Below are 25256 nucleotides of genomic sequence, written 5' to 3'. Positions count from 1 at the left end.
AAGGTCAGAATATCATAATGTATAAGAAATTAGACAGAAACGATCTCTGTTGGTGTGGCAGCGGCAAGAAGTACAAGGCTTGCCACGAGGCTTTTGATGATAAGATCATAGCTCTTCAGAGACAGGGAAAAATCGTACCTTCAAGATCTCTTCTGAAAACAGAGAAGGATTTAGAGGGCATCAGGAAAAGTGCGAAGATAAACATGGCCTGCCTCGATGAGGTGGCTGACAAGATAAAGGCGGGAATGTCCACTCAGGATATTGATGACATTGTCGCTGATGTCACAAGGAAGATGGGCGGTATCCCTGCTCCCCTCAATTATGAGGGCTTCCCCAAGAGCGTGTGCACTTCCATTAATGATATGGTGTGCCACGGAATTCCGTCTCCTGATGATATTTTGCAGGATGGCGACATTATTAATGTAGATTGCTCGACTATTCTTGATGGATATTTTTCAGATTCATCTCGAATGTTTTGCATAGGTGATGTTGATCCTGCCTGGAAGAAGCTGGTGGATGTCACTAAGGAAGCTGTTGAGATCGGTGTTAAGAACGTAATTCCCTGGACTCCGCTTGGAGATATGGGCAATGCGGTACATCAGCATGCTTTGAAAAATGGTTACACTGTCGTTCGTGAGATTGGCGGACACGGTTGCGGCAATGAGTTCCACGAGGAGCCGTTTGTCAGCTTTGTAAGTAAGCCGGGCACAGAGATGATCATGGTTCCGGGCATGGTATTTACGATCGAGCCTATGATAAATATGGGCGGAGATAAGATTTTTGTGGATGCCGATAATGACTGGACGGTTTACACAGAGGACGGCTCACCTTCAGCGCAGTGGGAAGTCGAGATTGTGGTTACGGAGACGGGGTGTGACATACTCTGTTGGTGAGGAACCCCTCATCCGCCCTTCGGGCACCTCCCCCCAAGGGGAAGGCATATATTATAAGGCCTTCCCTTCCGGGAGACATATATTATTAGGCCTTCCCTTCCGGGAGACATATATTATTAGGCCTTCCCTTCCGGGAGACATATATTATTAGGCCTTCCCTTCCGGGAGACATATATTATTAGGCCTTCCCTTCCGGGAGGCATATATAATTAAGCCTTCCCTTGTGGGAAACATAAATCAAGAAGATATTCACCTCATAAGCCTTCCCCTTGGGGGGAAGGTGGCAGCGAAGCTGCCGGATGAGGGGAAAAGGAGATAGAATGCAAAACAAAGGAAAATACTACATTACAACAGCGATAGCTTACACTTCAGGCAAGCCGCACATCGGCAACAGCTACGAGATCGTGCTGGCAGATGCTATTGCAAGATATAAGAGAAAAGACGGATATGATGTTCATTTCCAGACAGGTTCAGATGAGCATGGTCAGAAGATCGAGACCAGAGCAATCGAGGCAGGATGCGCAACTCCCAAGGAGTTTGTAGATGGCGTGGCAGGCACAATCAAGCATCTTTGGGATCTTATGGATACTTCATATGACCGTTTCATCAGAACAACTGACGAGGACCATGTTGAGCAGGTTCAGAAGATATTCAAGAAGTTCTATGATCAGGGCGATATATATAAGGGTTCCTATAAAGGAATGTATTGTACAGAGTGTGAGGCATTTTACACAGAGTCTCAGCTTGTAGACGGCAAGTGCCCTGAGTGTGGCAGCGATGTGCATCCCGCTGAGGAGGAGGCTTACTTCTTCAAGATGAGTAAGTATGCTCAGCAGCTTATTGACCACATCAATAGTCATCCCGAATTTATACAGCCTGTATCCCGTAAAAATGAGATGATGAACAACTTCCTTCTTCCGGGACTTCAGGATCTGTGCGTTTCAAGAACTTCATTTAAGTGGGGAATTCCTGTAAGCTTCGATGAGAAGCATGTTGTATATGTATGGCTTGATGCGCTCACAAACTATATCACAGGTATCGGCTACGATGTTGACGAGAGCAGCGCTGATTATAAAAAGTGGTGGCCTGCAGATCTTCATCTTATAGGTAAGGATATTATCAGATTCCATACAATTTACTGGCCGATTTTCCTTCTTGCACTTGGCGAGCCGCTTCCGAAGCAGGTATTCGGACATCCCTGGCTCCTTCAGGGCGGCGAGAAGATGAGTAAGTCTAAGGGTAACGTTATCTATGCTGATGATCTCGTAAGTCTTTTCGGTGTTGATCCTGTTAAGTATTTCGTGCTTCACGAGATGCCCTATGACAACGACGGCGTGATCACATGGGAGCTTATGGTTGAGCGTTACAACTCAGACCTTGCAAATACACTTGGTAACCTTGTTAACAGAACTATCGCTATGTCCAACAAGTACTTTGACGGTGTTGTTGCCGACAAGGGTGTTGAGGGCGGCGTTGATGCGGACCTCAAGGCAGTTGTGACAGGTGCTTATGATAAGGTTGAGAAAAAGATGGATGAGCTCAGGGTTGCTGATGCTCTGACAGAGATTTTCGCAGTATTCAAGAGATGCAACAAATATATTGATGAGACAGAGCCATGGGCACTTGCAAAGGACGAGGCTCAGTCTGACAGACTTTCAACAGTTCTTTACAACCTGGTTGAGGGTATTACTATCGGAACAAGCCTTCTTGAGCCCTTCATGCCCAGAACAGCTGAGAAGATTTTCGGAATGCTTAATACTAAGAGCCGTGATTTCGATACACTCTCTGAGTTTGGTAAGTATGTGAGCGGCACTAAGGTGACAGATGCTCCCGAGCAGACTTTTGCCAGAAAGGATCTTAATGAGGTTCTCGCTGAGGCAGCTAAGATCACTGAGAAGCAGAAGGCAGAATTCCTTGAGTCTCAGAAGAAGGCTAAGGAAAATCTTACAAAGGCAGGTATGCTCAAAGAGGCAAACGCTATTGTTCTTGGCGGCGCAGAGGATAAGACTGAGGACGCTGAGTCTTCAGACGGTATCGATATTCCCGCAAAGGATGAGATCACTTTTGATGACTTCATGAAGATGCAGTTCCAGGTTGGTGAGATAATCTCCTGCGAGGCTGTTCCGAAGTCCAAGAAGCTTCTGTGCTCACAGGTTAAGATCGGAAGCCAGACAAAGCAGATCGTTTCAGGTATTCGCAAATACTACACTCCTGAGGAGATGGTTGGTAAGAAGGTAATGGTTCTTGTAAACCTTAAGCCGGCTAAGCTTGCAGGTGTAGAGTCTGAGGGAATGCTGCTTTGTGCTGAGGATGCAGAGGGTAACCTTGCTCTTATGACTCCCGAGAAGGCAATGCCTTCAGGCGCAGAGATTTGTTAATAGAAAGTAGTAAAGAATGCAGAATTATACATTTGATGAAGTGAAAATGAGTCATGTAGCGATGCTTGGAGCCAAGAATAGTCTTGTCTCCAAGGCTCGCAGGGCAGCATCCGGGCAGGGGCTTGCCAATAAGGCAGGGTTCGCAGTGTTTGTTGCGGCTCTGTTTTTGTATGAGATTTGGTTTTCACTTGTTGTCTACATAGATTTATTGTTTAAAAATCTCTTTGGAAAGAGAAAAAAGGCGATTCTGGCTGTGGCCATTGCGCTTCTTCTCTTTATTGGAGCTATAGCAGGTGTAAACATATTTAAGAAAAACACCTCAAAACGACCTGTTCTTAGTAGCACGCAGGGTGAGGGCGAGGTTACTGAAAATGCCGGACAAGCTACTGATGGTGCTGAGCAGATTGTGGTGGCTGATGAAGATTTGGATTCAGAAGATGTGAATTCAAATGAAGAGATTGCAAATGAAGCGAATTCTGAGACTGAGAAGGTCCTTAGACCTGTCCTTAGGGCTGATGGTACGCTTGATTATGGGGATTTGGGTGATCCGACAGTTGCTGAGAGCTCTGATGATGCTGAAGAATCCAAGGCTACAGAGTCTGATCAAACTGAGGAATCTGAGGCTGTAGATCCTGACCATACCAAGGAGCTTGATGATTATGTAGAGAAAATTGCTGCTACAGGTTTTTCTATTTCTGATGCTGATGAGTCCAATACCGGAGAGACAACTGAGGGAGAGGATAAATTGCCCGAGGGAAAACTGCCGGTAATTTCTACAAAGGATTCCGGCGAAGGTGCAACTGCTTCCGGCTCTGAAAATACATCTTCGTCTTCGAATGGTTCAGCATCGGATAGTGAGAGTTCTTCTTCATCTTCAAGAGGTTCTTCATCCGGAAACAGTTCTTTATCGGATATTATAAAGAATTCTGCAGGTACGAGCTCAACATCTGATACCGAGAGAACATCTTCTTCAAGTTCGAATGCGACTTCAAGAAGGATTCCGGACAGCTTGATACCGGAACTTCCTGAAAGTGGTTCAAGTAGCAGAAGCGGTGTTAGTACAGGTTCTGGTTCAGGTACTAGCACTGGCTCCAGAAGCAGTTCCGGCATTGGTACAGGAAGTAGCAGTTCATCTGCATCTAAGGATACAGGTAAGGTTTATTATGAAGTAGATGCTCCTCTTGCAAAGGACGAGGACGCGTCAGGTTCCGGCTCATCCCAAAAGGGTGATAAGAACGTTAAGGGAACAGTTACATCCAGGAAGGAAGATGTGGGTGTAGGTCTGGATTCTTCAAATACGGTTGAGGTTGATGTTACCAATACCGGAGTAGGCATTTCAGGAAAAGATGACAGCACAGTTGATGGCGGAAGCTCCACAGTGGGACATGGAAGTTTAGTTACAAAAGTAGAAGTGCCTACTAGTAAAGCAGATAATAAGCCTGACTATACTCAGATGAGCTTTGACGAGTTAAGGGAAGAAAATCCCGATTTCTATGGACTTGTTTCTAGTGACGACGCTAATATCGATAGCATGGTTATGTTCTGCAAAGAGCGCATGGATGAGTATCTCTATAGAGATTTTAACGGAAATGAGGATAAGAATGGACTTCCCTCAATTGTAGATGAGGTGTCAGGTGACCTTTCTACTATTATTATTTATGCAAGAAATACTGATGGAAACGGCGAGTTTGCAGGAATTTTAAAATATTCAGATAAAGCTTCTATAAAGGATGAGTCAATAATCAAATTGGATAAGGATGGTGAAAGTCAGGAATTTAAGGTTATCACATCCTTTACTGAGAAGGGTGGCTCAGAGGAAGGAATGCTGAAGATAGGGGATAAAGCTAAGCTTGGCGACTGCTTCCTGGTGCTTGTTACAGATATGCCTGATGGTGACAGATTTTACATTATAGCGCAAAGTATGTGAATTGACTGAAAACTCACAAAAAATAGAGAATTTTACGATTTTTTAAGAATACGTGGTGCGATTTTGTGGTAAAATGATGAAAGAAGGTATATTGTATATGCATATAAGGGGGTATTATGGCACGCAAAGAGGAACTTACTTACAAATCTAGAGACCGCGAGACCACTATTCATGCGATCAGATGGATTCCGGATGAGAAGCCTATAGCTATTTTGCAGATCATCCACGGTATGCAGGAATACATTGACCGCTATGACGAATTCGCTAATTTCATGGCAAGTAATGGAGTCATGGTAATCGGAAATGACCACCTTGGACATGGCGATTCAGTATCCACTAAGGTGCCATATGGATATTTTTGTAAAAATGATCCTGCAACGGTTATCCTCCGTGATGCCCACAGACTTAAGAAAATGACACAGGAAGAGTATCCCGGACTTCCCGTAATCCTTTTGGGACATAGCTTTGGTTCATTTGTAGCCAGAGAGTATCTCACAAGATATGGTACAGGTATTCAGGGTGCTATTATCCAGGGAACAGGCTGGCAGTCACCCGGAACAATCAAATCCGGCAAGTCAATGTGTGCGGTTCTCGGTGCCTTCTTTGGTGAGAAGCATCGCTCGAACTTCATGAACAACATGGCGTTCAAGGCTTACAATAGCAGAATCTCAAGCCCCAAGACAAAGTTTGACTGGCTCTCCCACAATGAAGAGAGCGTTAAGAAATACGAGAGCGATCCCAAGGATAACTTTGTATTTACAATAAATGGTTTTGAGACACTCTTCGAGGTTATCTCAAGAGTTCAGGATATCGGTAAGATGGATGATATTCCGAAGAAGCTTCCTATATTACTTACAGCAGGTAAGGAAGATCCGGTAGGTGAGTATGGTAAGAGCGTCGAGCACCTCTACTCAATCTGGAAGGATCAGGTAGGACTTCAGAATCTTGAAATCAAGCTCTACGATGGAATGAGACACGAGCTTCAGCAGGAAATCGGAAGAGAAAAAGTCTTTAATGATCAGCTTGAATGGATCAAGAAGACAATTAAGCAATAAAATAATGTACAATTTTCGCCCAAGCATGCTATAGTAATGCTTGGGCATTTTTTTATTAGTAGGAAATTACTTTCCTGTGTTTTTTAAGGAGTTATTTTTATGGGAAAATTATTTGATCTTGATAGCCCTTTAATGAGGGCTCTTAACAGAGTAGCTGATCTTATGATACTTAATCTGGCTGTACTTTTATTCGTAATGGTACCGCTTACAGGAGGCGCTGCCCTTACCGGAATGCACTATGTGCTTCTGAAAATGGTAAGAAATGAAGAGACTTATGTACTTAAGGGCTTCTGGAAATCATTTAAGCTGAACTTCAAGCAGGCTACTGTATTATGGATCATACAGCTCGCTATCGTTGCAGTTATTGTTGTGGACTTTTTATGGATAAGAGCAAACGGCGGAGCACTTCCGGCAGTTTATACATATGTAATGTTCGGAATTTCTCTGATTCTCTACATGGTTTCACTTTACATCTTCCCGTTGCAGTCCAGATTCGACAATCCTATCGGGAATACATTGAAAAATGCGTGCATGTTTGCAATATTAGGACTGCCCAGAACCGTTGCCATGGCTGTTATTTCAATCGTTCCGCTTGTACTTATTTACTTCTTTGATATAAAAATCGTGCCGATTCTTATTATGTTCGGCTTTACAGGCCCGGCATATTTGATGGCATATTTATATGATGGTCTTTTCAAGCGCTTCGAGCCCAAGGTTGAGACACCTGACGAGGAAGTGCGCACAGATGATGACGATGAGGAGCTTCAGGCTGCGATTAAGAGGATGCAGGAGGCAAGGGACAGGAAGTAAGCCCTCATCCGGCAGCTTCGCTGCCACCTTCCCCCAGAGGGGGAAGGCATATTATATATGAAGTCCTCTTATTGGGTTAAAGCCTTCCCTTTGGGGGGAAGGCATAGTATATATGAAGTTTCTTATTGGTTAAAGCCTTCCCCTTGGGGGGAAGGCATAGTATATATGAAGTTTCTTATTGGGTTAAAGCCTTCCCCAGAGGGGGAAGGCATAGTATATATGAAGTTTCTTATTGGTTAAAGCCTTCCCTTTGGGGGAAAGGCATATTATATATGAAGTTTCTTATTGGTTAAAGCCTTCCCCTTGGGGGGAAGGTGGCACGAAGTGCCGGATGAGGGGAGCAATTTGCACATAAGATTTTATTTTCTTTGTGCAACAATTCCATTTGAATTTATAAACAAATTATTAAATAGCATTTTTTACAACGATTACTGAAATCTTTGTATAATAGTTGCATAGCCAAAGCAAAACGCTTTGGCTATACTTGTCTTTGTTAGGAGCGAGACGCTCTTAGTTATTTGCACAGAGGAGGACAAAGGAAATGGCAAGTTTAACACTTGAAAATGTATGCAAAGTTTATCCTAACGGGTTCGAAGCTGTTAAGAATTTCAATCTTGATATTCAGGACAAGGAGTTCATCATCTTCGTTGGACCTTCAGGATGTGGTAAGTCAACAACACTTCGTATGATCGCAGGTCTTGAAGATATTTCTTCAGGTACACTTAAGATCGGTGATCGCGTAGTTAACGATGTAGAGCCTAAGGACAGAGATATCGCAATGGTATTCCAGAACTACGCTCTGTATCCTCATATGACAGTTTATGATAACATGGCATTCGGCCTTAAGCTTCGTAAGGTTCCGAAGGCTGAGATCGACAAGATGGTTAAGGATGCAGCTAAGATCCTTGATCTTACAAACCTTCTTGATCGTAAGCCGAAGGCTCTTTCCGGTGGTCAGAGACAGCGTGTTGCTATGGGTCGTGCTATCGTTCGTAATCCTAAGGTATTCCTTATGGATGAGCCTCTTTCAAACCTTGATGCTAAGCTCCGTGTTCAGATGAGAACTGAGATCGCTAAGCTCCACCAGAGACTTGGTACCACAATCATCTACGTTACACACGATCAGACAGAGGCTATGACACTTGGTACAAGAATCGTAGTTATGAAGGACGGTGTTGTTCAGCAGGTTGATACACCTCAGAACCTCTATGACAAGCCTACAAACCTTTTCGTTGCTGGATTCATGGGATCACCTCAGATGAACTTCCTTGATGCTGAAGTTGAGGTATCCGGCGATAAGGCTTGCCTCAAGATCGCAGGTCAGTCAATCGAGCTTCCTCCGGCTAAGGCTAAGAAGGTTATCGATGGCGGCTATGCTGGCAAGACAGTTACATTCGGTATCCGTCCTGAGGACGTTGATGATTCTGAGATGGTTGTTAGCACATCAAAGGCTGTATTTGAGTCAACAATCAACGTATACGAGCTTCTTGGTGCAGAAGTTTATCTGTACTTCGATCTTGCAGGATTCCCTGTAACAGCTCGAGTTGATTCTCGTACAACAGCTCGTCCTGGCGATAAGGTTAAGTTCGCATTTGACGTTGAGAAGATTCACATCTTTGATAAAGAGACAGAGAAGGTTATCACTAACTAATCTGGAATTTATAATTAAGTTATTAAAGTGGAAGCCTAATTTTGAGGCTTCCACATTTTATTTAAGGCATTATTGCAAGTGTATAATGCAGAGTGTGAAAAAATAAAAGAGGGAATGAGAGATGAAAAAAGTTTTTAAGAAATTATTGGCGGGAATTTTGGCTGCCGCACTTACTGTTGCAATGCCGGTTGGTAGTCTTGGGGAAATGGCTACCGTAAATGCGGAGGATGACATTATTACCCTTCCGATAAATGATCAATTTTTGGGAGGGAGTATACCTGAAGCCGGTACAACGCGTTTCTATTCAGTAACACTCACGCAGCCGGGGTGGTTAAAGGTGGTTTTTCAGGCACAGGGTGCTATGGATGGCGTAAACACTTTTAATTCATATTTTGAAATCAAGAATTATGACCAAACCGAAAGCTATGGCTGGAAGGGTGTATCTGGTGCTGATAGTAGTCCTGGAACAGATTCAATGGAGCTGGCATTAGAAAGCGGTCAGTATGTAATAGTAGTAGGAGAACGCTGGAATTCTAATGGTAAGTATAGAATAAAGGCAAGCTTTACTGCTGCAAATAATAATGAGACTGAGCCCAATAATGCTTTTGATAATGCGATGCCAATAGCCGAGAATGCGGCAGTTACAGGATTTATGTCGGCTCAGGATCAGATTGATTTTTACAAGTTCACAGCTCCCAGAGATATGACAGTCAGAGTAACATGCATTACAATGACACAGGATTTGAACTTTTCTACTTGGGACAGTGATTTCCAGAGTTCAGGTTCGTTTCGTTTTTGGAATGCCAGTGCGAGTGATCCCAAAACAGCATATATAGATGTAAATATGAAGGCCGGAGTGAATTATATTAGGATCTCTCCTTATAATAATCAAACGGGAAAGTATACAATCAAGTGGCAGGCAGCTCCGAAACCGGTTACAGGTGTTTTTGTGACCAGTACAATATCATCGGTTGAAATTGGAAATACTATTCAGCTGACTGCAACAATTCTTCCGTCAGATGCTACAGATAAGAGACTTTCCTGGACCTCAGATAATCAGTCGGTTGCTATTGTAAATGAAAACGGACTTGTAACAGGCCTTTCAGAAGGTACAGCTACTATCAAGGCTTCTGCTATTGATGGAAGTAACAATTTTGGTACTATTCAGATTAAGGTTACTGCTCCGCCAAGAGTTAATACGGATTCAACTACAAGTAATACAAATGAAAACGGTGTTGGCTCAGGTAACAACAATGGTACAGCAGTTGAGACTCCTTCAACGGTTGTTAAGCAGATAAATGATCTTAGTGTCAAAGCTTCCGGAAAGAAAAAGCTTACAATCAAGTGGAAAAAGCAGCCTAATGCAAAGAAATATGAGATTCAAGTTTCTTCTGACAGAGATTTTAGTAAGAACAAGAATAAGATGGTCAAGATTGTTAAGGGAAGTAAGACTAAGATTACTGTTAAGTATAAGAAATCCGGCAGAGTATACATTCGCGTAAGAGCTCTCGACAGCAACGGATACGTTGGCAAGTGGAGTAAGGTTAAAAAGGCAAAGGTTAAGTAATTTGAAGGATAATTGAAAACTGTCCGAAAGTATTTTAGAATTGTCATATAATCTAAAAATTATTTTTGAGGAACAGGAAGGCAGTTATGATAACAGCACAGATTATTCAGAATAGTATAGACGAGCTGAGTGCAATTACCAGAGTTCAGCTGAGCGTTATGGATTTAAAGGGTAAGGTTGTGGCTGCAACCGCAGAGGCGCCGGGCTTTGACGGAAGCTTTATTTCGGATTTTGCAGCTTCACAGGTGGATTCCCAGGTTATTGGCGGAATGCATCTACTTAAGATCATGGATGAGGGCGAGCTTGCATATATCCTCCTTGCCAAGGGGCAGGGCGAAGACGCATACATGGTTGGAAAAATCTGTGTAAGTCAGTTGCAGAATCTTATTGTCGCATATAAAGAGCGATATGACAGGAATAACTTTTTCCAGAATCTGCTTCTTGATAACCTCTTGCTGATCGATATTTATAACCGTGCTAAAAAGCTGAGAATTGATGTAAATGTTCCCAGAGTTATTATCCTTGTTGAGACGAAGGCAGGCCGTGACAGCGGAGCAGCAGAGCTTCTTGGCAGTATGTACACTTCACAGACTGGCGATTATGTTACCGCGGTGGATGAGACCAGTGTGATTTTGATAAAAGCGCTTAAGTCAGGTGAGTCCTACAGTGACATCGAGGATATTGCCACAACTATCGCTTCAATGATGAATACAGAGGCTATGCTGGATGCGAGAGTTTCCTTCGGAACAATCGTTGGTGAGATCAAGGATCTTAGTAAATCCTACAAGGAAGCGAAGATGGCCCTTGATGTCGGCAAGATTTTTTACGCTGAAAAACATGTCATTGCCTACAATACTCTTGGAATCGGTCGTCTGATTTATCAGCTTCCTATAAATCTGTGCAGGATTTTCATTGATGAGATTTTCGGAGATCGCGAGATTCCAGAGAATCTTGATGAGGAGACGCTTAATACCATAAGCAAGTTCTTCGAGAATAACCTGAATGTATCAGAGACATCAAGGCAGCTGTTTGTTCACAGAAATACTCTAGTGTACAGAATTGAGAAGCTGCAGAAGGCGACAGGACTTGATATCAGGACCTTCGATGAGGCGCTTACCTTTAAGATTGCGCTGATGGTTCTGAATTATATGAAGTATGTTGATTCCAACAGATTTTAAATAATAAGAATTTGTACAAGACAGGCGGACTTGGATAGCAGAGCCCGCCTGTTTGCGCGTTAAAGGAATGTTTGTATGAGTAAATATCCCGAGTTAAAAGTAAAAACAGACGAGGAAAAGCTTGATGAAAAGTATATGCGGGCGGCACTTAAGCAGGCGCGCAAGGCGATTGAACTGGGTGAAGTTCCTATAGGCTGCGTGATTGTCTATGAAGGTAAGATTATCGGAAGAGGTTACAACCGCAGAAACACAGATAAATCCGTGCTTTGCCATGCAGAGATCACAGCTATTAAGAAGGCTTGTAAGAAAATGGGTGACTGGAGGCTTGAGGAGTGCACAATGTACGTGACGCTTGAACCATGCCAGATGTGTGCCGGTGCCATTGTTCAGTCAAGAATCCCAAGAGTGGTCATGGGAGCATTAAGTCCCAAGGCCGGAAGTGCCGGAACAGTCATAAATATCCTTGAGAATCCTGAATTCAACCATCAGGTGAGCCTGACTAAGGGAGTCTTGGAACAGGAGTGCAGTGATATCTTGAAGGAGTTTTTTACTGAACTTAGGAAGAGGAATAAGGCCGAGAAGGAAGCAAGAAAGCTTGCTGAGGCAAACGAGGAAGCAAATTGAGGAAGGCTTTCTGTTTAAATAGAGTTGGAGAATTGATGGATGCTTATTGAGGAACGTTTTGGGGATAAGGTGTTTGAGAATTGTAAGATTTGCCCACGGAGTTGCGGAGTTAATCGAATTGCGGGAGAAAAGGGCTACTGCGGGCAAGGTGCGAAGCTGACAGCAGCAAGGGCCTATCTTCATGCATGGGAGGAACCATGCATATCCGGAGAACACGGTTCGGGGACCGTGTTTTTTTCGGGCTGTAATATGAGGTGCGTGTTCTGTCAAAATGCAGAGATTGCATCCGGTGATGTAAAAAAAGAAATTTCTACCGAGAGGCTTTCGGAGATTTTTCTTGAATTGCAGGAAAAGAAGGCATCCAATATAAATCTGGTGACGCCGACTCATTTTGTGCCATTGATCATTCCGGCTATCGAAGGCGCAAGGCAGCAGGGGCTTAGAATTCCGATTGTCTATAACACCAGTGCTTATGAGAATGTTGAGACGCTTAAGGCGCTGGAGGGACTTGTGGATATCTATCTTCCTGATTGTAAGTATTATTCCGACGAGCTTGCGGTGAGATACAGCAAGGCTCCCGGGTATTTTAAAGTGTCTATGGATGCTATAGGTGAGATGATTAGACAGGTTGGCGAGCCGATCTTCGTTGAAAGCGTACATAAAAGGCCATCATTTGGGAGAGAGAATAGTCTGGGGATTATTATAGGAGATTATGCTAGACCAGAAAGTGATGGTGAGAGAACTATTTATCATAATTGCAGAGAAGATGATTATACCGATAGAATCTTGACTGCTGATATGTACAACGACCTCATGTCAGAAGCAGAGGATGACTACGCGGGCCCTCTCATGAAAAAGGGTGTCATAGTTCGTCACCTCATGCTCCCGGGACAGCTTGAAGATTCCAAGAAGGTTGTTGAGGAAGTTGTCCGCACTTTTGGGGATAAGGTATATCTCAGTATTATGAACCAGTTTACGCCTCATGGTGATCTTAGTGGTTTTCCGGAGCTCCTTGCGCCTGTTGATCCGGATGACTATGAAGCTCTCATTGATTATGCAATTGACCTTGGGCTTGAAAATGGTTTTTTTCAGGGAGAGGGAACAGACTCCGAGAGCTTCATTCCCAAATTTGATTTTGAGGGTATTTAATAACAGCGGAAAACAGTGTTTACATAGGATTAAACAATGAAATAGAGCTTTGTGCATATAATGGAAAAATATGCACAAAGCTTTTCCGATTTATGAACAGTTTGTGTACAAAAAGTAAAAAATGTGCTTAATGAGGTAAAAGATTTACATTCAATATATACAAAGATGAGTTTATAGTTATTTTAGAATTGATACAAAGAAGGCAAAAAGCATGAAGAAAGTAAATAATTCTTTTTTAATAATTGCAATTACGGCTCTTTTGATTCTTCCGACAGGATGTGGAAGTAAGAAAATTGAGAGCTGGGCATATACACATGAGCCGGATAAAGAAACCATTGCGCTTTATGACAACGGCAAGGCGGTTTTCAAGGGTGAGAATTATACATATACCAAGGATGATTCATGGATCACTCTGACAGATAAGTCGAAGAATGAGCTAAAGCTTCGTTATGAAATGAATGGCGAAGGGATGACACTTTACGAGAAATCAACCTATAAGCTTGATAAAAGTGCTGAAAATGCAGAAACTGAAAACAATGGCGATGGAGAAAGCATAATCGGAACCTGGGTTCAGGATAATGGTTGGTCCTATGTGTTTACTCCCGAGGGAGAGTTCAGTGAAGAAGGAATTTTCTTCGGTCATTACAGCGTAGATGATGAGAAGTCATGTATCAGGCTTATGTATAACGATCCGATAGAGGATGCGTTTCTTTATTACACACTTAACGGGGATGAGCTCACAGTTGATTATCCCTGGCCTATGACTAAGACAGAGCAAAATTGATAAAATGCACAATACGTGAATAGGGGTTTTTCATATTGGTCAATGGCATCGTGAAATGTGAAGGGGGATATATTTCACAGGAGGGGTGCTTGAGATAAATTCTATCAATTGGCAGGAAACTGCCCAAAGAGAAAAGGAGAGGTATGTTATGAAAGTAAAGCGTATTGCATCATTGCTGCTTGCGAGTGTAATGACATTTTCACTCGTAGGGTGCGGCGGGGGAAGTGCAGCACCGGCAGCAGACACAACAGCTGAGGAAGCACCTGCTGCAGAGGCTAGCACAGAAGAAGCTAGCACAGAGGAAGCTGCTGCAGAAGAGACTGCTGACACAGCAGAGACCACAGAGGAAGCTACCGAGGAAGTAGCTGCTACAGATGGAGAGCCTATCTCACTGAACATGTGGTGTATCGCAACTGAGTCTGACTCAAACCGTCATTCTTATGAAGCTGCTATCGCAGATATGGCTGAGAAGTATCCCAATGTTACATTTACATGGGAAGCATTTGAGAACCAGTCTTACAAGACAAAGATTAAGGCTGCTGTATCCGCTAACGAAATGCCTGACATCTTCTTTACATGGTCATGCGCATTCCTTGGTGATTTCGTAGAGGCTGGTAAGGTTTACTGCCTTGACGATGCTTATGAGAACTACAAGAGTGAGCTCCCTGAAGTTATGATGGGCAACTCAACTTATGATGGAAAGCACTACGGTGTGCCGCTTACAATGAACATCGTTGGTCTTTTCGCAAACATGGATCTTCTTAAGGAAGCTGGCTACGATGAGATTCCCGGAACATATGACGAGTTCATCGCTTGCTGTGACGCTCTTAAGGAAAAAGGCATCATTCCTTTCGGATGTGCTGGTAAAGAGACATGGTGTGTAACTGAGTATCTTGAGTCTGTTATCGAGAAGAGCGCAGGCGCTGATACACTTAACGAGATCTTCGCTGGTAAGGCTACTTGGGATAACCAGGACGTTGCTGATGCTGTAGATACATTCCAGGGTCTTGTAAACAATGGTTACTTCGATCCTTCAGGAATCGGTCTTACAAACGACGAAGTTAAGAACAACTTCATGGCTGGCAAGTATGCATTCTACATGAACGGAACATGGAACTGTGCAGACTTCGCTGCTAACGAAGATTTCAAGGACAAGGTTAAGGTTAGTGAGTTCCCTGTAATCAATGCTGACAAGGCTAAGCTTGGACAGCTCATCGGTGGACCTTCAGATACACTTGCTGTTGCTGCATCTTCTGAGCACGCTGAGGAAGCTGCTGAGTATGCATTCGAGCTTGGTAAGCTTATCTGCCACTATGGTTACCTTGATGGTTGCGGACTTCCTGCATGGACACCTTATGGCGACACAAGTTCTGTAAACGAGCTTACACAGACAGTTGCAGGCATCGTTGCTAATGCAGACACAATGGTACTCTTTGGTGATACAGCTATGACAGCTGATTCTGCTAACACATATCTTTCATATGTAGATCAGGTTTATGGTTGCCTCCTCGATGGTAAGCAGTTCATTGAAGGTCTTGCTAAGGATATCCAGTAATAAAAAGTATTAAGTCGGATTAGACTTTAATTGGTCCTTCCTGACTTCTGAAGAATATTGGAAGGCAGGGAGGATCAATTTTTTCTGGGAAGGTTAGTGTATGAAAAAAGAAAGTTTTAAAAAGGGTTTCGCAATTTTTATATTTCTTCTTCCGGGATTGCTCCTGTTCGTGAGCATTCTTATCGCACCTATCGCGATGTCGGTTTATAGAAGTATGTACGATTGGAATGGATTTTCCGAGGGTACATTTATTGGTTTTAACAATTACATCGAGTTGTTTACCAATGGCTCGATCAAGTTTATGACATCACTTAAAAACTCGCTAATTCTGGCATTTTTCTCAGTTTTTGTTCAGCTCCCCTTTGCGCTTTTGTTGGCGCTTCTTCTTGGAAGAAGGGAGAGCCTTAAAGAGAGAGTATACTTATCCATATTCTTTATGCCGGTTCTGATTTCAACTGTAGTTATCGGTCAGCTTTGGCTTAAAATCTACAACCCGGATTACGGTCTTTTGAACAGATTCCTCGATGCAGTAAATATGGGTAATTTAAAGCATGTCTGGGTCGGAGATGTAAAAACTGCTCTTGGTAGTATCATAGTTCCTACAGTCTGGCAGTACGTTGGATATCATATGCTGCTCATGTATGCAGGAGTTAAGGGCGTTGATACGGATCTTCGAGAGGCAGCAATGCTCGATGGTGCTACAAAGTGGCAGGTCGATAGATACGTGGTAATTCCGATCATTAAGCCCATCATAAGAGTAAGTGTTATCTTTGCGGTAACAGGTTCACTTAAGACCTATGACCTTGTAAGAATCCTTACTGAGGGTGGCCCGTTCCAGTCCACAGAGGTACCCAGTACCCTTTTGGAAAATATGCTGTTCCTAAGAAACAGATACGGAATGGGAAGTACGATTTCTGTCATGCTGATTATTCTGTGCTTTGCTTTTGCGCTTTTGATCAGTGCAGCATTTAGGGAAAAGGAAGATTGATATGGGAAGTTTAACAGCTAATGCACCAGTAGAAACTGAAAGCTATACACTTAAGGAAACAAACCCGGCATTTAAGATTTTTTCGGATATTATTCTTTTTATCTGGGCTATCATTAATTTGTTTCCTATATATTTCATGTTTACATTTGCATTAAAATCCAATGACGAGATTTTTGGTTCAAATGTAATCGGCCTTCCGAAAGAGTGGCTGTGGTCCAATTTCGCAACAGCCATGGGAACCGGAAACATGGGCCTGTATTTCTTTAACAGCTTGTTTGTAACCACTATTGCGATTGCAATTTCAATAATGTCAGCTATGATGGCTTGCTATGCGATCACAAGAATCAAGTGGAAGGGAGCAAAGCTCACAAATGCATTTTTCATGCTTGGACTGACTATTCCGATCCAGGCATCAATCGTACCGGTATATGTAGTGCTGTCAAATCTTCACTGGCTCAATAAGTATTCAACACTTATTGTTCCTTACGCAGCATTCTCGCTTTCAATGGCAATCCTTATCTGCACAGGTTTCATGTCAGAGATTCCTTATGCACTTGATGAGGCTGCAAGAATTGATGGATGCGGATTATTCGGTACATTTTTCAGAATTATCCTGCCTCTTATGAAGCCGGCTGTATCAACTGTAGGTGTTTATTCATACCTTCAGTGCTGGAATGAGTTCATGTTTGCAAACGTATTTATATCTGATTCCACGCACAGAACTCTGCCTGTAGGTATCAAGGCTCTTTCAGGACAGCATACGACAGAATGGGGACCTATCGGTGCTGCGCTTGTTATCGCAACATTCCCTACATTGATCGCATACCTGTTCCTTTCTAAGAGGATTCAGGCAAGCTTCATCGCAGGTGCGGTTAAGGGTTAATGAGTATTGCTCTGCTGCCGGATATCTCCTTTAATATCTTGTGGTAGAGTTAATATATTAATGAAATGAATTGTTAGGCTTGGGATGTGATGTGCTCTGTGCATCACATCCTTTGTCGTATTTTTCAGACGAATTACTAACTAGAAAAGAAGAAAACGGTAGATGATGATAGTTGGAGAAGCCCTCTATACTCAGAGGTCTTTTTTCATGATAAAATAAGGTGCTAAAGAGGTAAAGGTATGAGGCACTTTAATTGGGGATTTTTAAAAAAGAATAGGGGAGAAGTATCGCTTTCTTTAAGTCTAAAGAAGCTGATCTTTGAAGTGGTTCTTGTTGCAATCGCATCATTCCTAATTTCAACAACTATAATTACTGAGAGAGAGCGGCGTGATTATGGAATAAGAGATTCCGACAATGTCCTTAAGACTCTTTCGAGTAATATTGTTTCTGACATGGAAAAATATACTTCTATGTCCAGGCTCATAATGATTGAGTCAAGGGTTATCGATTTTCTAAGGGCCGAGGAGCCTAAGGTGGATATAGGAATGATAAATGATGCCAGATACGGTATCATGGATATCTTAAATGCCACTGAGGGTGTGGATTCTGTAATGGTCTTCAGGGAAGATATGATCATGGTGGCCACCAACAGGTTTACCTACAATTACGACTATGAGCTGATGAATACTGACTCCTGGAGCAGAGAAATCTATGAAGGACGCGGAAGCGCGGTTGTGTCCCTTAATAGCTGCGGGATTGCGGAGAAGGCAGATGGCAGGTCAGTTGTCACGATCGGAAGAGCAATAAATGATATAGATACGCAGAAGAGAACAGGCCTTTTGATGATGAATATTTCAACGGCTGTGTTCCAGAATATGCTAAACAGCCTTGGTTATAATAATATCTGTATTTTAGGAAGTGACGGAACTTTTCTTGCGGGAAACAGCAGTTATGCAGAATATTTTGGCGAGGAATTCCTTGGAACGAAAATTGTACACCATAATATCAGGCTCTCGGGCGAGGATGTCCTTTTGTCAGGATGCAAGGTTGGCGAGCTTCCCATAGTGATTCTTCGCGTTTCGCCTTATGGAAATGAGGGAATTCCCTTCAGAATGCTGTATATTCTGCTTTTCCTCCTGGTTGTTTTCACAGCACTTGCGATATTTGTTGCCATTTTCATAAGAGAAAACATCACAGATCCCATCTTTGAGCTATCCGGTGCCATGGAGAGAAACAAGCGCTCCGGAGAGCTTAAGAAGATAGATGTTGAGGTTCCGTATAGTGAATTCAATATGCTGGAGGGCGATTACAACAGCATGATAGACCATGTTAATGAGCTGTTTGATGAGCTTGTGGAAAAGGAGAAGACCCTTCAGAAGGCTGAGATGCGCGTTTTGCAGGAGCAGATAAAGCCGCACTTTTTATATAATTCCATTGAGACTATCGGATTCATGGCTCTTGATGCGGGTGCCGGAAATGTGCACGATGCCCTGGAGACGTTGGGTAGCTTTTACAGAAACTTCCTTAGTAAGGGAGATAGGGAGATTCCACTATCCAGGGAGATATGCATAGTTAAGGATTATTTGTCGCTGCAAAAGCTCAGGTATGGTGATATTCTTGAGGATGAGTATGATATAAGTGAGGACACCGAGAGCTTTATTGTTCCTAAACTGATTCTGCAGCCTATGGTTGAAAACTGTATATATCACGGTATCCGAATGAAGGGTGAAAAGGGTACAATTAAGATAACGGCGAGACTTGAGGATGGTGAGCTGCATCTTATCGTGAGGGATACCGGAGTCGGAATGGATCAAGAGCAGATTGAGAAGATCCTTACATCGAAGAGTAATACATATGAGCAAAACTCGAGTAGTTTCGGATTATGGGGTACAATAGAGAGAGTGAGGTATTACACCGGGAGAGAGGACGTGGTCAGGATACGAAGTGAAATCGGCGAATACACGGAGGTTGAGTTCATTATTCCTGATATGATGCACGTCGGTGCGTAGAAAGAGCCAAAGAGGCTCAAGGTGGTAAGCGCTTAAGGTATAGGCAGCTTATATGAGATATAGGGGAGAGTTATGTATAGGGTTATGATTATTGACGACGAAGAGTCGGCAAGAAAACTTATGAGAGCAGCAATTGATTATAAGAGCCTCGATATGGAGGTCGTGGGTGAGGCTGCCAGCGGAATAGAGGCAATAAATATTATTGATGATTTAAAGCCGGATATTGCTTTTGTTGATATTTCAATGCCTTTCATGAATGGAATTGAGTTCACGGAGACGGCTACCGAGAGGTATCCCAATCTTATTATCATCATAATGACGGCTTTGGATCAGTTTGAATATGCGAGAAAATGTGTCAGCCTGCCGGTTTTTGACTACATGTTAAAGCCTATGGTGCGCGCAGAGGTGACCAAGGTTCTTGAGAGAGCAAAGGAAAAGCTTGATAATATGCTTCCGTCAGCGTCTGATTTTGATGAAGAATTTTCCGGTGATGATGCGGATTTTGCGGTTGGAGAAGCAGATTCCACTGAGCTTATCAAGAAGTATGTGCATGATAATATCACGGATCCGAAGCTTAATCTTGCTTTTGTCGCCCAGAATTTTGGCTTTAGTGCAAGCTATCTGTCCCGCAAATTCAAGCAGGATACAGGGAAGAATTTTGCGAAGTATTTAACTGACCTGCGCATGAAAAAAGCCATAAAATATGCGGGACTTGGATATAAAATGTATCAGACGGCAGCAGAGGTCGGGATTCCTGATCCTAATTATTTCGGACGCTGTTTTAAAAAGTATGTTGGAATGAGCTATTCGGATTATGTTTTGGAAAAATGCCAGAAGAGTTCATGAGATGACAAATAAAGGAAAAGAGCTATTCTGACGGATTTTTACCGAGGGAGGTCAGAATAGCTCAATAAAACAAAAGTTGACAATGTAGCATCATATGCTTATTATTGATAAATGACGGTCTTGTAACGGGTGCATGCTCGTGCGGGATTGGGTCTTATGCAATGAGAGCCTGCGAACCGTGTCAGGTCGGGAACGAAGCAGCACTAAGCGGAATCTCTCATGTGTTGTAAGGTCGCCTAGTTCCGCCCTGCGTGTATCCTTTACAAGACCGTTATTCATTATTATTCGTCATGATAAACGGCCTGTGGGTTGATGCTCAGGTTGCGTTGTTTCCACACCAATACATGTTTCTGAATTCTGTAGGTGTACATCCCTTGATTATCTTGAACATTCTAATGAACGAAGACAGTGACGGGAAGCCGCAGTTTAGCGCCACATCTGTGACCGAATTGCGGGGATCCATAAGGTAAGTCTCAGCCTTGGCAATACGCTTCTGATTAACGTACTTGTAGAAGGAGACATTGGTAAACTGCTTAAATCTTCTTGAGAAGTAGAATTTACTAAAGCCGCTTCTGTCAGCGATATCATCCAAGGTAAGATCCTCGGAGCAGTGCTCCTGAAGATAATCGCAAATTTCGATAAATTTCTCGAAGTACTCATCGCCACGGGCATATTCAGAAACGTCTTCCGTGCGCTTGCTGCTCACGAAGTTTTTCCCGATAAGAGATAAAAACTCAAGGAGTTTGCAGTAGATATCAACCTCTGAAAATGATCCGTTCTTTTCATAAATCGTATTAATCTCCAGAAGAAGGTCTCTCGCTCTGCCATGTATCTGAGGATATTCCTCGGGAGTCACGACAATGTAAGGAGACATAAGGTTTATAAGTGCCTCGACCTCGTGCATGAATCTGAGCTCAGTGGTATCGGGCTGAAAAATTATGCGCTGGCCCTCCTCGGGAGCCTTGATGGAATGGATGCATCCCGGGCAAACGATGATGATATCGCCCTCTCTTAGTACAATATCCTCCCCTGCGCAGTGAAGGTAGTAGAGATTGCGCGTGGGCATAATGATCTCTATTGCTGCATGCCAGTGAGGCGGATAATCTTCGTATTTATCATTATCATAAAGTTTGATGGAAGTACTTTGCTTGAAGTTAACTGTCTCGACCAGTCCGTTTAATGTTTCAATCATGTGGTCGTTCCCCTCCCCCAATCATTACAGGATATTAACAAATATTGCTTTAGCAATATTTGTTAATTATAGAGATTATTCTATTACAAAAATGTGCTCTTTTGAACTATCAAAACTTGCGCTTTAGGTATCAAATATTGCTTTTCACTGTGTGGCGGTTGTGGAAAATGCATAAAAATTTAATTGATGAACGCCCGCATTTGAAGCTGTGGTCAAGGAAACTTAAATAATTAAGGCAATTATTGACAAGCAGGTAACAACTATTGAAAAGAAATCAAAGCACAGTCTGTGATATCGTAATTAAGGTCAATAATTGAAATATCAAGAAATGCCAAAACAATCTTTCTTGTAGAAAATGGTGGCGAAGTGCGCCATATGAAGAATAATTTTAAAGGAGTAAGCAATGAGCAAAGAAAGAGAGCCCTTAGTTACACATATTTTCACAGCCGACCCTTCGGCTCACGTGTTTGACGGAAGGATTTATGTATATCCGTCACACGATGTTCCTCACAACGGAGAGGACAATGACAACGGTGATGAGTACCAGATGGAGGATTATCACATCCTCTCTATGGATAAATTAGGCGGAGACGTTACAGACCATGGTGTGGCACTGAGTATGCACGATGTACCGTGGGTAAGAGACCAGATGTGGGCTCCTGATGCAGTTTATACAAATGGAAAGTATTATCTTGTTTTCCCTGCAAGAGATCATGAAGGTAATTTCAGACTCGGAATCGCTGAGAGTGATAAGCCAGAAGGCCCCTTCAAGCCTGAGGAGAAGTGCATAGAGGGAAGCTTTAGTATCGATCCCTGCTCTTTCAAGGATGATGATGGCAAGATTTATGTATACTTCGGTGGTCTCTGGGGAGGTCAGCTTGAGAAGTACAGAACCGGTGAGTTCGATCCCAACGGCACAGAGCCTGCTAAGGATGAGCCTGCAGTATTCCCCAAGGTTGCACTTATGAGCGAAGATATGAAGTCCTTTGCTGAAGAGCCCAGAGATGTCAAGATTCTTGACGAGAACGGTGAGGTTCTTCTTGCCGGTGATGAGGATCGTAGATACTTCGAGGATCCCTGGATGTATAAGTTTAATGGTAAGTACTACTTCTCATACTCCACAGGAACAACTCATTATCTCTGCTATGCAGAAAGCGATAACCCGTACGGACCTTTCACCTACAAGGGACGTATCATGGAGCCCGTTATCGGATGGACAACACATCACTCTGTTCTTGAGATTGATGGTGAGTGGTACCTCTTCTACCATGACTGCGAGCTGTCAGGTGGCATCAACCACCGCCGCTGCGTGAAGTATACAAAGCTCAACATCGCAGAGGATGGAACTATTGAGACAATACAGCCTTATGATCACAAGTAAAAGAAATGCGCCTTTATGGCGCATTTCTTTTATTTAATAGGTAATTGCGCCTTGGCGGCGCAACCTTGAATTAAAGGCCCGGACAAGACCGGGCCATGCGGCCTTAAAGCCTTCCCCTTGGGGGGAAGGTGGCGCGAAGCGCCGGATGAGGGGCCCTTTATACAATAGACCTACTTTATCACACCCAACTTCCTCGCTATATCTTCACATACAGCATCGAAATTTTTATTAATATCCAAATTTGAATATCTAAGAATCTGTATTCCTAATTCTTTAAAATATTGATCTCTTTCTTTATCAGATTGTATTCCGCTAGATTCAAAATGTTGTGAACCATCAAGTTCAATGCCGGTTTTTGTTTTTGCACAGTAAAAATCAAGAATGTAAGGACCTATAGATTTTTGTCTATTTATAGTAAGAGGAAGAGTTTTTAAGAAGTCATACCATAAATGACGTTCTTCCTTTGTCATATTCTTTCGAAGGCTTTGAGAATATTTTTTGAGATTGGGATTATAGTTTTGAGGCATGTGGTTCTCCTGTGAAAAATTGGACCCCTCATCCGGCACTTCGTGCCACCTTGTCTTCGCTCCGCTTCGGTCGGCGCAGAGCAATCGTCCCCCGGACGATTTGCGCCCCCCAGGGGGAAGGCATGTGAGTATTTTATGTATTGGTATTTGGGGTATATCCTAGGGGGAGGTGATAAATCCCCATCCCTTTGGGATGGGGTAAATTAAGAGCCAAGCGAGTTTGCTCGCTTGGCTTCCTTTTAATTTTCTACATTAGTCATATCCAGTCCGCTCATCTGGTCCAGGAGCTTCATCTTGGTGTCATAGAGGCGTCTGGAGAGGTCTACGTGAACCTCGTGAGGATTGAAGAGACGGCGTGTCTCCTCCCAGAGGGTATCCTGCTCCTTGAGGCAGTATTCACGGATGTCCATGGTCTTAGGTGATGTGTAGACACATTCACCATTCTTGAAGATGGGAACCATGATCTCTCTTAAAGTAAAGCTGCCGGCGGGAAGAAGGGTTTTCTTCCAGGGTTCTAAGGGATCAAAGAGAAGGAGCTGCTTATCTTCTGTAAAGGTCTCATTCTCGAGGCAGATGAGATCGGCCTTAAGCTTGCCTGTCGCCTTTTCATAAATGCGGTAGATTTTCTTGTTTCCGGGATTGGTGATCTTCTCGGAATTCTCGGAGAGCTTGATCTTGGGGATAAACTCACCGTCGTCACCCTTGATGGCAGCGAGCTTGTAAACGCCGCCGAAGGACGGATTGTCCTTAGCAGTGATGAGGTGTGTTCCGACACCCCATGAGGTGATGGCTGCTCCCTGAGTCTTAAGTGATGAGATGAGGTACTCGTCCAGGTCGTTGGATGCGGAGATAACTGCATCAGGGAAGCCTGCTTCATCGAGCATCTTTCTTGCTTCCTTGGAGAGGTAAGCAAGGTCACCACTGTCGAGACGAATTCCGTAGAAGGAAAGGTCGATGCCCTCCTCTTTCATCTCTTTGAATACGCGGATTGCGTTGGGTACACCTGACTTTAAGGTGTCATATGTGTCAACAAGAAGGATGCAAGCTGAAGGATACAGTTTTGCATAGGTTTTGAAAGCTGTGTACTCGTCGGGGAAACTCATGATCCAGCTGTGAGCATGCGTGCCCTTTACAGGGATGTCAAAGAGCTGACCGCAAAGAACGTTACTGGTACCTACGCAGCCGCCGATAACTGCAGCTCGTGCGCCATAGGTTCCCGCATCGGGACCCTGCGCTCTTCTGAGTCCGAATTCCATTATTCCGTCACCCTCAGCTGCATAGCAGATTCTTGCTGCCTTGGTAGCGATAAGTGACTGGTGATTTATGATATTTAAAATTGCTGTCTCAATAAGCTGGGCTTCCATGATAGGTGCAATAACCTTAACAAGAGGCTCTCTGGGGAAAATAAGTGTTCCTTCGGGAATGGAATAGATGTCTCCGCTAAACTTGAAGTCACGCAGATAATCGAGGAAATCTTCATCGAAGATTCCGACGCTTCTGAGATAGTCGATATCCTCCTCGTCAAAGTGCAGCTCCTTAATATAGTTGATAAGCTGCTCAAGTCCGGCCATGATTGAATAACCGCCGCCAAACGGATTAGTTCTGAAAAAGGCGTCAAAGATTACGGTTTCATTTTGGGACTTGTTTTTGAAGTAGCCCTGCATCATGGTAAGCTCGTACAGGTCTGTCAATAGTGTCAGATTTTGTCTGTCCATACCAAATTCCTTCTTTTATATAGTTTTTTTGGAAAACAATTCCATGACCAATCATACCACAAATTAAGTCATCGAAATACCATAAACTAAACCAATTAAAACCCTTGAATCACGCGGTCTGAGATTGTTTTTTGACAAATAATA

At 43.2% G+C, this 25256-nt stretch carries 20 protein-coding genes and 1 other RNA gene; 18 read left to right on the top strand and 3 right to left on the bottom strand.

The genetic code is table 11. The features are described 5' to 3' along the window. The first annotated feature begins 17 nt into the window (after positions 1–17). From G586_RS0111880 to ffs, 17 genes are all read left to right on the top strand, one after another. Positions 18–893: a methionyl aminopeptidase gene (locus G586_RS0111880; protein WP_026527934.1), complete on the top strand. Its 876-nt coding sequence runs from the start codon at positions 18–20 to the stop codon at positions 891–893. 320 nt (positions 894–1213) lie between these two features. After that, positions 1214–3271, top strand: a complete 2058-nt coding sequence (metG, locus tag G586_RS0111875) for a methionine--tRNA ligase (protein WP_026527933.1) — start codon at positions 1214–1216, stop codon at positions 3269–3271. A 16-nt stretch (positions 3272–3287) separates the two neighbouring features. Beyond that, on the top strand, positions 3288–5198 hold the full coding sequence (locus G586_RS0111870) for a hypothetical protein (protein ID WP_026527932.1): 1911 nt from the start codon (positions 3288–3290) through the stop codon (positions 5196–5198). 116 nt (positions 5199–5314) lie between these two features. Beyond that, positions 5315–6253, top strand: coding sequence for an alpha/beta fold hydrolase (locus tag G586_RS0111865; protein ID WP_026527931.1), 939 nt, complete (start codon positions 5315–5317; stop codon positions 6251–6253). Positions 6254–6352: 99 nt separating this feature from the next. Then, on the top strand, positions 6353–7063 hold the full coding sequence (locus G586_RS22830) for a YesL family protein (protein ID WP_051204760.1): 711 nt from the start codon (positions 6353–6355) through the stop codon (positions 7061–7063). Positions 7064–7604: 541 nt separating this feature from the next. Further along, positions 7605–8714: an ABC transporter ATP-binding protein gene (locus G586_RS0111850; protein WP_026527929.1), complete on the top strand. Its 1110-nt coding sequence runs from the start codon at positions 7605–7607 to the stop codon at positions 8712–8714. A gap of 121 nt (positions 8715–8835) precedes the next feature. Further along, the gene (locus G586_RS24995) at positions 8836–10281 is read left to right on the top strand and encodes an Ig-like domain-containing protein (RefSeq protein ID WP_051204759.1); all 1446 of its coding nucleotides are present in this window, start codon (positions 8836–8838) and stop codon (positions 10279–10281) included. An 86-nt stretch (positions 10282–10367) separates the two neighbouring features. Further along, entirely contained in the window at positions 10368–11459 is a 1092-nt protein-coding gene (locus G586_RS0111840; protein WP_026527928.1) for a PucR family transcriptional regulator, read from the top strand. A 75-nt stretch (positions 11460–11534) separates the two neighbouring features. Beyond that, a complete protein-coding gene (gene tadA / locus G586_RS0111835) occupies positions 11535–12083 on the top strand; it encodes a tRNA adenosine(34) deaminase TadA (RefSeq protein WP_026527927.1) in 549 nt (182 codons plus the stop codon). A 39-nt stretch (positions 12084–12122) separates the two neighbouring features. After that, positions 12123–13232 (top strand): radical SAM protein, encoded by a 1110-nt coding sequence (locus G586_RS0111830; protein WP_051204758.1) that lies wholly within the window; start codon positions 12123–12125, stop codon positions 13230–13232. A 211-nt stretch (positions 13233–13443) separates the two neighbouring features. Continuing rightward, positions 13444–14016, top strand: a complete 573-nt coding sequence (locus G586_RS0111825; protein ID WP_026527925.1) for a hypothetical protein — start codon at positions 13444–13446, stop codon at positions 14014–14016. Between the two features lie 148 nt (positions 14017–14164). Then, complete coding sequence (locus G586_RS0111820; RefSeq protein ID WP_155834119.1) at positions 14165–15571, top strand: ABC transporter substrate-binding protein; 1407 nt, start codon at positions 14165–14167, stop codon at positions 15569–15571. A gap of 100 nt (positions 15572–15671) precedes the next feature. After that, entirely contained in the window at positions 15672–16559 is an 888-nt protein-coding gene (locus G586_RS0111815; protein ID WP_026527923.1) for a carbohydrate ABC transporter permease, read from the top strand. 1 nt (position 16560) lies between these two features. Then, entirely contained in the window at positions 16561–17442 is an 882-nt protein-coding gene (locus G586_RS0111810; protein WP_051204757.1) for a carbohydrate ABC transporter permease, read from the top strand. A 239-nt stretch (positions 17443–17681) separates the two neighbouring features. Beyond that, the gene (locus tag G586_RS0111805; RefSeq protein ID WP_026527921.1) at positions 17682–19451 is read left to right on the top strand and encodes a cache domain-containing sensor histidine kinase; all 1770 of its coding nucleotides are present in this window, start codon (positions 17682–17684) and stop codon (positions 19449–19451) included. A 72-nt stretch (positions 19452–19523) separates the two neighbouring features. Further along, positions 19524–20297 carry a response regulator transcription factor gene (locus tag G586_RS0111800; protein ID WP_026527920.1) on the top strand — a complete coding sequence of 258 codons (774 nt, stop codon included), beginning with the start codon at positions 19524–19526 and terminating at the stop codon, positions 20295–20297. Positions 20298–20442: 145 nt separating this feature from the next. Further along, positions 20443–20542, top strand: an RNA gene (gene ffs / locus G586_RS25635) — signal recognition particle sRNA small type. 71 nt (positions 20543–20613) lie between these two features. Here ffs and G586_RS0111795 read toward each other — a convergent pair. Beyond that, positions 20614–21489, bottom strand: coding sequence for an AraC family transcriptional regulator (locus tag G586_RS0111795; protein WP_026527919.1), 876 nt, complete (start codon positions 21487–21489; stop codon positions 20614–20616). 403 nt (positions 21490–21892) lie between these two features. Between G586_RS0111795 and G586_RS0111790 the strand changes: the two genes are divergently transcribed. Continuing rightward, complete coding sequence (locus G586_RS0111790; protein WP_026527918.1) at positions 21893–22870, top strand: glycoside hydrolase family 43 protein; 978 nt, start codon at positions 21893–21895, stop codon at positions 22868–22870. Positions 22871–23040: 170 nt separating this feature from the next. Here G586_RS0111790 and G586_RS0111785 read toward each other — a convergent pair whose 3' ends face one another. Then, positions 23041–23397, bottom strand: coding sequence for an endonuclease domain-containing protein (locus G586_RS0111785; RefSeq protein ID WP_026527917.1), 357 nt, complete (start codon positions 23395–23397; stop codon positions 23041–23043). A 239-nt stretch (positions 23398–23636) separates the two neighbouring features. Further along, positions 23637–25112 (bottom strand): nicotinate phosphoribosyltransferase, encoded by a 1476-nt coding sequence (locus tag G586_RS0111780; RefSeq protein ID WP_026527916.1) that lies wholly within the window; start codon positions 25110–25112, stop codon positions 23637–23639. Between the last annotated feature and the right edge of the window lie 144 nt (positions 25113–25256).

This window comes from Butyrivibrio sp. VCD2006, from assembly GCF_000423925.1.
Taxonomy (GTDB): Bacteria; Bacillota; Clostridia; order Lachnospirales; family Lachnospiraceae; genus Butyrivibrio.
This window is presented reverse-complemented; position numbering and strand designations above follow the sequence as displayed.